Source organism: Thermomicrobium sp. 4228-Ro (assembly GCF_026241205.1).
GTDB lineage: Bacteria > Chloroflexota > Chloroflexia > Thermomicrobiales > Thermomicrobiaceae > Thermomicrobium.
Genome location: NZ_JAPFQM010000001.1, coordinates 1,073,188 through 1,087,126 on the forward strand (window position 1 = coordinate 1,073,188; position 13,939 = coordinate 1,087,126).

Annotated in this window: 8 protein-coding genes; 7 read left to right on the top strand and 1 reads right to left on the bottom strand. The window is 65.0% G+C overall.

All coding sequences use genetic code 11. The features are described 5' to 3' along the window. Nucleotides 1–56: 56 nt before the first annotated feature. Entirely contained in the window at nucleotides 57–770 is a 714-nt protein-coding gene (gene radC, locus OO015_RS05245; RefSeq protein WP_265940178.1) for a RadC family protein, read from the bottom strand. A 265-nt stretch (nucleotides 771–1,035) separates the two neighbouring features. Here radC and ftsY point away from each other — a divergent pair, with 265 nt between their 5' ends. The 7 genes from ftsY to OO015_RS05280 all read left to right on the top strand — a co-directional run bounded on the left by ftsY (nucleotide 1,036) and on the right by OO015_RS05280 (nucleotide 13,938). Next, a complete protein-coding gene (gene ftsY, locus OO015_RS05250; RefSeq protein ID WP_416236591.1) occupies nucleotides 1,036–1,998 on the top strand; it encodes a signal recognition particle-docking protein FtsY in 963 nt (320 codons plus the stop codon). A gap of 3 nt (nucleotides 1,999–2,001) precedes the next feature. Further along, a complete protein-coding gene (gene ffh / locus OO015_RS05255; protein WP_265940180.1) occupies nucleotides 2,002–3,459 on the top strand; it encodes a signal recognition particle protein in 1,458 nt (485 codons plus the stop codon). 21 nt (nucleotides 3,460–3,480) lie between these two features. Beyond that, on the top strand, nucleotides 3,481–4,548 hold the full coding sequence (locus tag OO015_RS05260) for an ATP-binding protein (RefSeq protein WP_265940181.1): 1,068 nt from the start codon (nucleotides 3,481–3,483) through the stop codon (nucleotides 4,546–4,548). Continuing rightward, nucleotides 4,545–5,210 (top strand): response regulator transcription factor, encoded by a 666-nt coding sequence (locus OO015_RS05265; protein ID WP_265940182.1) that lies wholly within the window; start codon nucleotides 4,545–4,547, stop codon nucleotides 5,208–5,210. The genes OO015_RS05260 and OO015_RS05265 overlap by 4 nt, the downstream gene beginning before the upstream one ends. A 385-nt stretch (nucleotides 5,211–5,595) precedes the next feature. Then, nucleotides 5,596–10,038 carry an LAGLIDADG family homing endonuclease gene (locus OO015_RS05270; RefSeq protein WP_265940183.1) on the top strand — a complete coding sequence of 1,481 codons (4,443 nt, stop codon included), beginning with the start codon at nucleotides 5,596–5,598 and terminating at the stop codon, nucleotides 10,036–10,038. 203 nt (nucleotides 10,039–10,241) lie between these two features. Then, a complete protein-coding gene (locus OO015_RS05275; RefSeq protein WP_265940184.1) occupies nucleotides 10,242–13,385 on the top strand; it encodes a putative bifunctional diguanylate cyclase/phosphodiesterase in 3,144 nt (1,047 codons plus the stop codon). A gap of 64 nt (nucleotides 13,386–13,449) precedes the next feature. After that, nucleotides 13,450–13,938 carry a redoxin domain-containing protein gene (locus tag OO015_RS05280; protein WP_265940185.1) on the top strand — a complete coding sequence of 163 codons (489 nt, stop codon included), beginning with the start codon at nucleotides 13,450–13,452 and terminating at the stop codon, nucleotides 13,936–13,938. Nucleotide 13,939 lies beyond the last annotated feature (1 nt).

Consider the following 13,939-nt stretch of genomic DNA (forward strand, 5'->3'; position numbering starts at 1 on the left):
CACCGTTTGCCGTGCCGCCCCAGTACGCGAGCCTCCGCCTTTCTGGGACGAGCCGATCAGCTGTTGGGAAAGCCCAGGCCGAGTCGCCGGAGCGAGCAGAACCGCCCGTGGCCGATGACGAGATGGTCGATGACCTCGATCCCGAGCAGCTGCCCAGCCTGCACGGCGCTCCGCGTCAGCTCGATATCGGCATGCGACGGTGTCGGATCTCCCGAAGGGTGGTTGTGCAACAGGACGATCGCTGGCGCGTTCGCTCGGATCGCCTCCCGGAAGAGTTCAGCGATGCGCACCTGTGCGCCATTCACGTGCCCCTGGGCGACCGTCACCGTGCGGAGCACGCGATTGCGCGTGTCGAGCAGCACGACGCGCAGCTGTTCCTGCTCGAGCAGGGCCATCTCTGCACCGGCGACCGTGTACACATCTTCCGGTGTCCGCACGACTGGCCGCTCTTCCGGCTGGGCCAGTGCGAGACGACGGCCGAGTTCTAGCGCGGCTTTCAGCTTGGCGGCTTTGGCCTCGCCCAGACCGTGGAACTGCTGCAGCGTCACGAGGTCAGCTCTCGCCAGACCGACCAGCCCTCCGAAGCTGACGAGGAGCCGTTGTGCGAGATCGAGTACCGATTCGCCGCGCGTGCCGGTGTTCAGGATCACCGCCAGGAGTTCGGCGTTCGTCAGCACGTCTGCTCCGAGCTGACGCAAGCGCTCGCGTGGCCGCTCGCTCGCAGGGAGTTCCTTTACCGAAATGTGATACTCCCCCGGTGCGCGATGCATGTCCCCTCCCTGTCTGAGAAGCGTCGGTCGTGACGAGTGTGCCGGTTCACCCTGGGTTCGTCAACGATCCGGTCACGGCGGAAGGGGAGAGGACAGCCAAACGCTCCCGCGCATCCATTCGCTCTGACCGGGCGATCCTCACATCGAGCTATTCGATGAAGGCCGAGAGAACGCAACACGAACGGGTATACTTGTCTCCGGCGCCGTGGCGACCGCTGCGGCGCCACACTCCAGGGAGTGGATCCCGTAGACCGAGGAGATGACCGTGATCTTCAGTCGCTTCTTCCGCCGGCGTGCTCCGGCGACTCCCCAGCTCGAAGCAGGCCTGAAGCGGAGTCGCCAGGGCATCTTCCGGCAGATCGTCCAACTGTTCGAGCGCAATACCGTCGACGAAGAGCTGTTCCAAGATCTCGAGGCGTTGCTCATCCAGGCCGACCTCGGCGTGGCGACGACCGAGGCATTGCTCGAGCGCTTGCGCGAACGCGTGCGTCGCGGCGAAATCCGCGATCCAGCCGAGGCACGCGAGGCCCTGCGTGACGAGATGGTCGCGCTGCTCGATGCAGCGATGCGGAATCGCCGCGTCAAGATCTACCAGCGCGGCGTGCCGTTCGTGTCGCTCGTCGTCGGTGTCAACGGCACCGGGAAGACGACGACGATCGCCAAGCTCGCCCGCTACCACCTCGATCAGGGGCGGTCGGTCTTGCTCGTGGCAGCCGATACGTTCCGGGCAGCAGCGATCGACCAGCTCAAGACCTGGGGCGAGCGCCTCGGTGTGCCAGTGATCGCTCATGCACCCGGAGCGGATCCTGGCGCCGTCGTGTTCGACGGAATGCAAGCTGCCCACAACCGTGGGATCGACGTGCTCTTGATCGATACGGCTGGCCGCCTGCACACCAAGACGAACCTCATGGCGGAGCTCGCCAAGATCCGGCGGGTCATCCAGCGGCAGGTGCCCGAGGCACCGCACGAGGTGCTGCTGGTGATCGACGCGACGACGGGTCAGAACGGACTCAACCAGGCGCGTGTCTTCACCGAAGCAGCCGGTGTCACCGATATCGCGCTGACCAAGCTGGACGGAACGGCCAAGGGCGGTATCGCCTTCGCCATCGCCCGCGAGCTGGGTATCCCGATCGCCTACGTGGGTACCGGTGAGAAACCGACCGATTTCGCCGAGTTCGACCCCGAGTCGTACGTCGACGCCCTGTTCTTCGGGGACGAGGAGGAATGAGGCATGTTCGAAGCATTGACTGACCGCCTCACGGCAGTCTTCGAACGGATCGGGCGCAAGGGGCGTCTCACGGAACAGGACGTCGACGAGGCGCTGCGCGAGGTGCGCCGGGCGCTGCTGGAAGCGGACGTCCACTACACGGTCGTCCGCGACTTCATCGCCGCGGTGCGAGAGCGTGCGATCGGTGGAGAAGTCCTCAAGTCGCTGACACCGGCCCAGCAGGTCATCGCGATCGTCCACCAGGAACTCGTCCGGGTGCTCGGGAACGAGCGTGTCCCGCTGCAGTGGGCACCGCAGCCCCCGACGGTCATCATGCTGGTCGGTCTGCAGGGTTCCGGGAAAACGACGCAGGTGGCCAAGCTGGGATACCACCTCCGGAAGGAAGGACGGCGCCCGCTGCTCGTGGCAGCGGACATCTACCGGCCGGCCGCGGTCGAGCAGCTGCGGACACTCGGTCAGCAGCACGACCTCCCTGTCTACGACGAGGGGGCGAAATCGGATCCGGTCGAGATCGTCAAGCACGCAGTCAAGCTGGCTCGTGATCAGGGCTACAACCCGGTCATCGTCGACACGGCTGGTCGGCTGCAGATCGACGAACCGATGATGCAGGAACTCGAGCGGATCGAGGAAGCGGTGCGCCCGACCGAGATCCTGCTCGTCGCCGACGCGATGACCGGGCAAGAGGCCGTGAACGTGGCGCAGGAGTTCCATCGCCGCCTGCACCTCACCGGCCTCATCCTGACGAAGATGGATGGTGATGCACGCGGAGGCGCAGCACTCTCCATCCGGGCGGTCGTCGGCGTCCCGATCAAGTTCATCGGTACCGGCGAGCGGGTGGATGCGCTGGAGCCGTTCTACCCGGATCGTTTGGCGACGCGCATCCTCGGGATGGGGGACGTCATCTCGCTGATCGAAAAGGCACAGCAGCAGATCAGCGAGGAAGAAGGAAAGAAGCTCCAGGAAAAGATGCTGACCGGCACCTTCAACCTGGAGGACTTCCTCCACCAGCTCCAGCAAGTGAAGAAGATGGGCCCGCTCACCCAGTTGCTCGAGATGATTCCCGGTATGGGCCAGCTCCTGCGCCAGCAGCAGGTGCAGATCAGCGACGACGAGTACAAGCGGGTCGAGGCGATCATCCTCTCGATGACTCCGGAGGAACGGCGCAATCCGGACATCATCAACTACAGCCGGCGCCGGCGTATCGCCCAGGGAAGCGGAACGACGATGGCCGAGGTTTCGCAGTTACTCTCGCAGTTCAAGCAGATGCAGCGGATGATGACCGAACTCGGCCAGCTGGCGGCTGGTCGTGGCCGCGGCGGTCTCCGCGGACTGCTCGGCGGAGCCAATCCGTTCGCCGGATTCCCAGGTTTCGATGGGATGTCGACCGGGGTAGGCCCAGCCCGTCCAGCAGCGATTCCGCCAGCTCGCCACGCCAAGAAGAAAAAGAAGAAGCGTCGCTGAGAGCCGTTGCGGATTCGAGCAGTGACACCACGTTTTCGCACACCGCCTGCGCGTGTCGTCCGACGACTCTTGCACCTTCCGATCTTCTACAAAGTGCTGGTCGCCAATTCGCTCATCGTCGTCGTCGGAGCGATCGTCGGGACCACACTGACCCTTTTGAGCACCGGGAATACGGAGCACCTGCCGGAACTCGTCGCGCTCTTCGCGGTTACCGGAACGCTCCTGTCCGTGCTCATCAACTGGATCGTCCTGCGCGCGGCGTTCCGGCCGATCGAGGTACTGGAGCAGACAGCGGATGAAGTCCGTCGCGGCAACTTCCACGTTCGTGCGCCAGCCGTGACGTTCAGCGATCCGGATCTGGACAACCTCACCTCGACGTTCAACGCGATGCTGGACACGCTGGTCGGCTATCAGGAGCGACTCCGTGAACTCTCGCAGCGGGCACTGACGGCTCAGGAGGAGGAACGGCGCCGGATCGCACGGGAGCTGCATGACGATCCGGCCCAGAGTCTCACCGCACTCCTCGTCCTGCTCAAGATGGTGCACGACCGACAGCAACTGACCGATGGCACGGTACTGCGCGAGCTGATCGACCTGACGAGTTCGGCCCTCGAGTCGATTCGAGCCATTGCCCAGGAACTCCGCCCACCAGTGCTCGACGATCTCGGCCTGGTCGCAGCACTGGAAGGCCTGGCAATGCAATACCGGCAGCGTTTCGGCTTGACCGTCCAGGTCCAGATACGGGGACAGTGCCAGCGACTCGCCCCCGAGATCGAGCTGGCGCTTTACCGAATCGCCCAGGAGGCGCTCACCAACGTCGCCAAGCATGCGGGAACCGATCGAGCGACGCTGGAACTGGCCTTCGAGGCCGACCGTGTGGCACTGAGTATTTCCGATCGGGGCAAGGGCTTCGATCTCAACGAAGTGCTCGGAAGCGGAGTGGGGCTCTTCAGCATGCGCGAACGCGCGCAATTGGTCCATGGCACACTGGAGGTAAAAACGGAACCAGGAGCCGGAACGCGCGTCGCGGTCACGGTACCGCTCCGTCCCGCTGACCAGCTCCCGGATGGAACCGAGGGAGAACAATGACGTCGGAAGCGATTCGCGTCTTGCTCGCTGATGACCATCCCGTCGTCCGGGTTGGGCTCCGTGCGCTGCTGGAAGGCGAACCGGACATTCGGGTCGTCGGGGAGGCCGGTAGCGCTGACGAAGCGGTCGAACTGGTACGAGAACTCCAGCCGGACGTCGCGGTGCTGGATATCAGCATGCCGGGAAACGGGCTGGAAGCCTTGCGACGGATCGCGGCACTCGGCGTGCCGACGCGTATCCTGATCCTGACCGTCCACGCCGAGGAGCGGTACCTCCTGCCGGTCCTACAGGCAGGGGGATCCGGTTACGTGCGCAAGTCCAGCCTCCACACCGATCTCATCGAGGCGATCCGGACGGTCGCACGCGGTGAAGTGTTCATCGACCAGGCAGCGGCACGGACGCTCCTGCAGCGATATCTCGACCGCGCGCAGGCGGGCGAAGTCCAGGACCCCGCACAATTGCTCTCCGAGCGCGAGCGCGAGGTGCTGCGGCTCACGGCAGCCGGCTACACCGCGCAGGAGATCGCCGATCAGCTGTTCCTTTCACCGAAAACGGTCGAAACCTACCGGCACCGCGTCATGCAAAAGTTGGGATTCTCGCGCCGGTCGGAGCTGGTGCGGTTCGCGTTGCGGATCGGCTTGCTCGATCCCCAAGCCGAGTGAGGCAACCAGACACAGTAGGCCTCGCTGCACGGGATGGCAGGGACCGGACACTAGGGCACAGCGCATCAACCGTTCTCCGTGCTCCTCCGGCAGGACGCTTTCGAACAGCTCCGGCGCGACCCCGCGACTTCATGCGTTCGTACGCGACCCTCTTGCAGCGCATCCTCGGCGGTGCTAGACTGTTCTCAGGCTGTACGTACAGCAACGACTCCGAACGAGTGAGTCGCACATGTGACCGGAAGACACATCTGGACAGTGCCGGCGGGTGCGACTACACTAGAGCTTGGGCCGGAAGCCGGCGATCGACGCAAGATCTAGTGGTGAGGGGTTCGACCGGTCGTCGTTGCGCCGGTCTTCCATCGAGGAAGGGATTGTGGGGGCGGTCATGGTGACGGAGCGAGCGAACACCGGTGAGGGGCGACAAGGCTTGCGTATCCCGCGCTTCTACACGCGACCGGGCGAGGATCCGTACGCGAGCGTCCGCTGGACGCGACGTGCGTCGCGCATCACCAACCCGGACGGCACCGTCGTCTTCGAGATGACCGATGCCGAGGTACCGGAACACTGGTCGCAGGTCGCGACCGACATCGTCGTCTCCAAGTATTTCCGCAAAGCGGGCGTGCCGCAGTACGACGAGAACGGTCAGCCGATCCTCGACGAGCACGGCAATCCGGTTCTCGGCCCCGAGCGGAGCGTCCGGCAGGTGATCCGTCGCCTCGTCGGCTGCTGGCGCGATTGGGGCGAGCGATACGGCTACTTCGCGACACCGGAGGACGCGCAGGCTTTCGAGGACGAGCTCGCCTACATGCTGCTCCACCAGATCGGCGCCCCGAACTCGCCGCAATGGTTCAATACCGGGCTCTATTGGGCCTATGGCATCACCGGTCCTGCTCAGGGACACTGGTACGTCGACCCGGAGACCGGTGAACTCCGCCAGTCGCCGGACGCCTACTCGCACCCCTCCGCGCACGCCTGCTTCATCCAGTCGGTCGAGGACGACCTCGTCAACCCGGGCGGTATCTTCGATCTCGTCCTCCGCGAGGCACGCGTCTTCAAGTACGGCGCTGGCTCGGGAACGAACTTCTCCAAGATCCGCGCCGAAGGCGAACCGCTCTCCGGCGGGGGAACGTCCTCCGGTCTCATGAGCTTCCTCAAGGTCTTCGATCGGGCTGCTGGCGCGATCAAGAGCGGCGGGACGACCCGGCGTGCAGCCAAGATGGTCGTCGTCGATATCGACCATCCCGATATCGAGCAGTTCATCCGCTGGAAAGCCGAAGAAGAGAAGAAGGTCGCTGCGCTCGTTGCCGCGGGGTATTCAGCCGACTTCAACGGTGAAGCCTACGCGACCGTTTCGGGACAAAACTCGAACAACTCGGTCCGCGTCCCGGACGAGTTCATCCAGGCTGTCCTCGAGGACCGCGAGTGGCACCTGCGTTGGCGGACCGACGGCCGTATCGCCAAGACCGTCCGCGCTCGCGATCTCTGGCGTCTGATCGCCGAGGCCGCCTGGCAGTGCGCCGACCCAGGTATCCAGTACGACACCACGATCAACGACTGGCACACCTGCCCAGCGTCCGGACGGATCAATGCCTCGAACCCGTGTGTGACCGGTGACACGCTGATCGCGACGACCCAGGGCTATCGTCGCATTGCCGATCTCGTCGGTCAGACCGTCGAGATCATCGCGGGTGACGGGCAGCCCTCTCTCGTGACGCGGGTGTTCCCTACCGGAACCAAGCCAGTCTATCGACTGCACACCCGTGCTGGTTACACGCTGGATCTCACCGCAGATCATCGTGTCTGGACAGTCAACCGGGGAGACGTTCCCGCCATCGAACTCCGACCGGGCGATCGGGTGCAACTCCGCGGAGCCGGGTTCGGTACGCGGAGCCTCGATCCAGCGGTTGCAGAAATCATCGGGCTGGCGGTAGGAGACGGATGCCTGACTGGAAGCCAGGGGCACCTTTTCATCACGGTCGGCAAGGACGAGCAAGCACTGGCGGCAGCGCTCGCGACCACCCTCAACGACTTCACAGCCGCAGCGGAGGACGGTCGCGCTCGTCGGGCCAAGAGGGTGATCGAGACACCCACAACGCTCCGGGTCGGAACATCAGCACTGCCGGTACGCACACTCGTTTCGCGGTACGCAGTGCTTGACCAGGGTGCAGCTGCTAAGCGCTTTACCGATGAAGTCTTCACCCTCGACCGGGACTCGCAAGCAGCGCTCTTGCGAGGACTGTTCACTGCTGACGGCACCGTCGCGGACTACGGTGAAAAGTCCCAGTACATCTCCCTCGAAAGCACGTCACTGACGTTGCTGCAGCAGGTTCAGCTGCTGCTCCTCTCGTTCGGTATCAAGTCCAAGCTCTATCGCAATCGCTCGCTTGGCGGTCTCAACCGTATGCCCGGCGGCACGTACGAGCGCCAGCCGGTGCACTCGCTTCGGATCAGCCGTTCCTCCCGCGTCCGCTTCGCCCAAGAGATCGGCTTCATGCCGGAGAGTCCGAAGGCCGCCAAGCTGGCAGCCCTCAACGATCGCGTGGGCGTGTACCAGGAGCGACTCGAGGATGAAGTAGTCGGGCTCGAATACCTTGGAGAGCAACCTGTCTTCGATTTGACCGAGCCGCGCACCCAGCATTTCGTCGCCAACGGGATCGTCGTGCACAATTGTTCCGAATACATGTTCCTCGACGACACGGCCTGCAACCTGGCCTCGCTCAATCTGCTCAAGTTCTACGACCCGAAGACCGGCCGCTTCGATATCGCGGCCTTCCGGCATGCAGTGCGACTCTGGACGATCGTGCTGGAGATCACCGTCCTCATGGCCCAGTATCCGAGTCGCGAGATCGCCTGGAACAGTTACCGCTTCCGGACGCTCGGGCTGGGCTACGCGAATCTCGGCTCCCTGCTCATGACGATGGGACTCCCCTATGACTCCGACGAGGCGCGCGCCGTCGCTGCAGCCATTACTGCGATCATGACCGGCGAAGCCTACGCGACCTCGGCCGAGATGGCCGCCGTCCTCGGCCCGTTCCCGGCCTTCCCGGAGAACCGCGAGCACATGCTGCGCGTCATCCGCAACCACCGGCGCGCGGCCTACGACGCGCATCCCGAGGAGTACGAGGGGCTCCACATCGCACCGCAGGGGCTCGACCCGACCCACTGCCCACCCGATCTCCTGCGCGCGGCACGCCAGGCCTGGGACCGCGCACTCGAACTCGGCGAGCGCTATGGCTATCGGAACGCCCAGGCCACGCTCCTCGCCCCGACCGGCACCATCGGGCTCCTGATGGACTGCGACACGACTGGTATCGAGCCCGACTTCGCGCTCGTGAAGTTCAAGAAGCTGGCGGGCGGTGGCTACTTCAAGATCGTCAACCGCTCGGTCGCACCAGCGCTCGAGCGACTCGGCTACGCCCCCGAGCAGATCGAGGACATCTTGCGCTACGTGCTCGGCACGCTCTCGTTCGAAGGAGCACCGCACATCAATCGAGAGACGCTGCGCGCGCGTGGCTTCACTGACGACGACCTCGCCCGGATCGAGGCTGCACTGCCGGGCGTCTTCGAACTCCGCCACGCCTTCTCGCCCTACGTGCTCGGTGAAGCGGCCATGCGGCGTCTCGGCTTCACACCCGAACAGTGGAGCCAACCTGGCTTCGACCTGCTCACCGCCCTCGGCTTCACACCGCAGCAGATCGAGGAAGCCAACGACGTCATCTGCGGGTGGCAGACGGTCGAAGGCGCACCGCACCTCAAGCCAGAGCACCTGCCGGTCTTCGACTGCGCCAACAAGTGCGGGAAGCACGGCACGCGCTTTATCCACTACATGGGGCACATTCGGATGATGGCAGCCGTGCAACCGTTCCTCTCGGGAGCGATCTCGAAGACGATCAACATGCCGCACGAGGTGACGGTCGAGGACGTCGCCAACGCGTATTTCGAGGGCTGGCGCCTCGGTCTCAAGGCACTCGCTATCTACCGCGACGGCTCCAAGCTCTCCCAGCCACTCGCGACCCGATCGAGCGACGACAGGGGCAAGAAGGGCGAAGGAACCGAGCCAGCTGGCGAGCCCGAGAAGCAGGTACAGGTCGTGGTCGTCGAGCGGCCGCGGCGACGGCCACTGCCAGCCAAGCGTCGCGGCATCACCTACGAGGGACGCATCGGTGGGCAGAAGGTCTACCTGCGCACCGGTGAATACGAGGACGGGACACTCGGTGAGATCTTCGTCGACGTCGCGAAGGAAGGTGCCGCCTTCCGGAGCCTCATGAACTGCTTCGCGATCGCCGTCTCCAAGGGTCTGCAGTACGGCGTGCCGCTGGAAGAATTCGTCGACACGTTCACCTTCCAGCGCTTCGAGCCGCAGGGCATGGTCGAGGGTCATCCGAACATCAAGATGGCGACCTCGATCATCGACTACATCTTCCGCGTCCTCGGCTACGAGTATCTCGGGCGTACCGATCTCGTGCAGGTGCCGCCGGAGGATCAGGGCAATCGCTCACCCGCTGCTAACCTGACGCGGCCGGAGGTAGCCTCCGCAACCGCTCAGCCGGAAGGGGCGAGTCAGCCAACGGAGCAGCCAGCGCATGCTGCCAGCGAACTGCCGCAGTCACGAGCGAACGGACAAGCTGAGCTCGCAGCTGCACTGGCGACGGTCGCCGCTGCCGCCAACGGTGCTGCTCGCCCATCGGTGCTCCGCGACGCCCTGGACGAGCAACTGTCCCAGCTGATGGGTGACGCACCGTTCTGCGACGTGTGCGGGCACCTCACGGTGCGCAACGGTTCCTGCTACAAGTGCCTGAACTGCGGGAACAGCCTCGGCTGCAGCTAGCGAGCGCGGGCCAGAGCGAACAGCGTGTGAGGGGAGCGACTTCCTCGCTCCCCTCTGCCTGTCCGAACAGATCGAGTACGAGTCCGACTAAAGACCTATGGCCTCCTTATGACTCCGTGCCGTACAAGTGATAGAGTCTGTGCGACACGGCCGGCTCGTGGGTCACCCCGGCTGCTCGGCTGGCGTGCAGGGAGAAGCGCGGGATGGGTAGGCAGCGCTACGCGAGCCGCTCGGTACAGCAGGCTGATCCCAACAGCACCGATCGCGACGGTGCCGGCTGGTTGCCCGCAGCCATCGCCTTCGGCTGCGCAGCGACCGGTCTCCTCCTGGTCGCAACGGCTCCGTTCCCGCTTCCCATCGTCCTCTTCACTGCCACGTGTGCGGTCGCTGTCGTCGCAGTCGGCTACGCTGCGAGACCGGAGCAGCGGGACTGGAAGCGCTTCGCCCTCCCCCTCGGCGCAGGAACCACCTTCGCCGCGGGTGTCGCGGTGGCGGGCCTGTTCGATGGTCGGTCTCTGTTCTCGTCATCCTTTCCGCGTACGCTTGTCGCCGCTGCATACCTTCTCTTCGGGTTGGCGCTCCTGACTCCTTCCCTCGGTAACCGCTCACCACTCCGCTGTCTCTCCGGAATGAGTGGATCACTGGGCGGCATCACCGCGCTGCTTCTCCTCGCCGCCCAGTTCACTCGTCTCGACGCACTCCGGATCCTCGAACCCTCCTCCCTGCTCCGCTGGGCGCTCGGTCTGCTCGTCCTCACAGCAGGGTCGCTCGTCTTCGCTACCGTACGGGCTGATCGGAGCCAGCAGCAGTCACCGCTCCGTTGGGTACCGTGGGCCGCGCTCGGTGCCGGCTCGCTCCTGACGATCGTGTCCGTCATCGTTCTCGAGCACTGGCAGACCACCGTGCTCCAGACGCAGACACGGACGGAAGCTGTTGCGGCAGCCAATCAGGCTGCCACACTACTCGACAACCGCTTGCAGCGGCTGCAACCCGAACGTGTCCTCCGTCTGGGTGTCGATGACCAGAGTGTCCCGGGACTCCTGTGGTACGGGCAAGTCCCACCGTTCACGACGAGTCCGCTCTTCGTCGCCCCGGAGTGGCGAACGCGCGAGGGAGAGATCCGCAGGCTCATCCAAACGGCCGCTCGCCTCGGTCCGGACATCGCCTCGCCTGCCTTGGCGCGTCTCGATGGGCCGGATGGGCGCCCCCTCCTGCTCGTCGCCTGGCACGACCGTGATCCGACCTTCGGCGCGGTCATCGATCCAGCAACCTTCTTCGCACCGGCGATCCAGGCAACCGTGACGCGTGGTGCAGCACTCACCCTGATGCTGGACGACGAGACACTCGTTTCCAGCGGCCTCCCTGCGGCCGGAGTACCGGCTGAGACTGCTCTCGTGCCGAGCCGGACAACGGGTTTCGGGATCCTCCGAGTTCGCGTGCAACTCGCGCCGGAGCGAGCCAGCGTGCTCGCGACACCGTTCCCCAAGACGATCGCGGTCCTCGGGATACTCGCCACCTGCTTCTTGACCGTCGCATTGATACTCGGCTGGCGAACGAGCGAAGCCAACCGATCCCTGCGGCTCTTCAGTCAGCAACTGCAAGAGGAAATCGACGAGCGCAGGACGATCGAGCGACTCTTGGCCGAGCGCGAAGCACGTCTCCAGGCTCTGCTTCGCCAGCTCCCAGCGATCGTCTGGACAGTCGATCGTGACCTCGTCTTCACCTCGAGCGAAGGGAGCGGGCTCCAGCAACTCGGCTTGCAGCCGGGGCAGGTGGTGGGACAGACGCTGTTCGAGTACTTCGGGACCGAGGATCCCGACTACCTGCCGATCCGGCTGCACCGCCGAGCACTCGCTGGTGAACCACAGGAGTACGAGTTCGAGACGAACGGACGGCACTACCGAGTGCGCCTCGAACCATTGCGGAACCAGAGGGGCGAAATCGCTGGAGTCGTCGGTATCGCCTTCGACGTGACGGAGCAGGTCCAGGCACAACAGGAGCTGGAACGGCTGGCAACGACCGATCCGTTGACGGGACTCGCCAACCGCGCAGCCCTCATTGATCGGTTGGACGAACTGCGGCGAGCCGGCCGCCCGTTCGCGGTTCTTCTCATCGACCTCGACGGGTTCAAGTCGATCAATGATACGCTCGGCCACTTAGCTGGCGATGCGCTCCTCCGCCAAGTTGCCGACCGGCTCCGCCACACGGTCCGCAGCGGCGACACGGTGGGCCGCCTCGGCGGTGACGAGTTTCTCGTCATCGCTCCGTTGCAGAGCCAGGAAGCGGCGCGAGAACTCGCCAGGCGTCTGCTCGTTGCGCTGTCGCAACCGCTACGCATCGAAGACCGATCGGTCTCGGTCGGTGGGAGTATCGGCGTGGTTTTCTGCGCCGACGGTAGGTGCTCGGCACGAGACGTCCTGCGGGATGCTGACCTCGCCCTGTACGAAGCCAAGCGGCAAGGCAGGGGACGCATCGTGTTCTTCCATCCGGCACTGGCAGAGGCGGCGACGCAGGAGCTCGCACTCGAGCAGGCGCTCCGCCAGGCGATCGACCACGAGGCGATCGTCTTCCGCGGACTCCCGATCGTCCATCTGGCGAGCCGTCAGCTCTTCGGTATCGACCTTTCCCCGTCTTGGGTCGATCCACACGGAACAGTGCAGCGCGCCGATAGCCTCGCCCGCCTGGCCGAGCGAGCTGGCGTCGATGTCGCCCTCGCCCAACGAGCGATAGCCGAAGCCGTCGCCTGGCTCAGCGAGCTCCCGCACAGTTGGGCCGTCGTGCTCGGTTTCCCGAGCCCGGCAATGCTCGATGAGGCGGTCACCGAGTTCCTCGAGCAGCAGCTCGCCTCCCGACCCGAGTGCGCAGGAAGGCTCTGGTTGGACCTCCCAGCGAGTGCCCTCGCCACCCCCTCGTCTCGTCAGCGGCTCGCCGCGCTCAGCTCTCACCGGATCGGCATGCTCGTGCGCGATCCCGTGCTGAAACCGGAAGGCATCGACCCTCTGGTCGAACTCCAGCGAGCCGGTATCCGGATTCCGAGCGGGTTCGTACGGTCGTTCTTCATCGACCCGCGCGCTGCCACCCTCGCACGAGCGCTCATCCAGGTCGCGCAGGACCTGGGAGCGGTCAGCCTCGCCGACTCGATCGACGAGTTCGCGGTGTACGTCGCACTGGCACGGAGCGGTTGCACGTTGGGGCAAGGATCGCTCTTCGGGTGCGAACTCGACCGGCAACGAGCGGTCGCCATCGCACCGCAGGTGCGCCACTGGCGCCAGTTGGTCGTCGCGCTGGCGGAGACGGAGTCGATGACGGTGCAGCATGCTGCTTCTGGCCAGGAAGGGCAACGCTGACGTCTGGTGTATCATCGGTCCGAGCCGACTAGCCGCGCAATGAGGCCATGCCGGGAGCGAGGCGATGCCGATCGGACCGGGTCAACAGCTTCCCGACTTCGACGGGCAGACGATCGAAGGGCAACACATTGCGACGCGCCGGTATTACCTCCGGTCGGGGCTCGTGCTCGTCTTCACCCACGCCTGGCCGTGCGCGGGCTGCCGGGCGTATCTCTCGGAACTCGACCGACACCTCGCGGATTTCCGCGCCGACCGGATGGAAGTGCTCGCGGTGGTCCCGCTGGAACACACGCTCGTCGTGGACTGGCGAGACGGTTCGCCGCACTTTCCGATCGTGCTCGCTGAAGGCGACACCGTTCATCGCCGGTTCGGATTCCTCAGCCCGGTTGGATCGCCCGAAGCAGCAGTGGTCGTCACTGACGACACGGGGACGATCTGGCAGGCGTGGCCAGTCGGCATCGCGCACGGATTCCCGCCTGTCCAGGAGGTTCTCGCCTGGGCACGGTACGTCTCGTACCAGTGTCCGGAATGTTGGGAGACCGACCGCTGGTGAG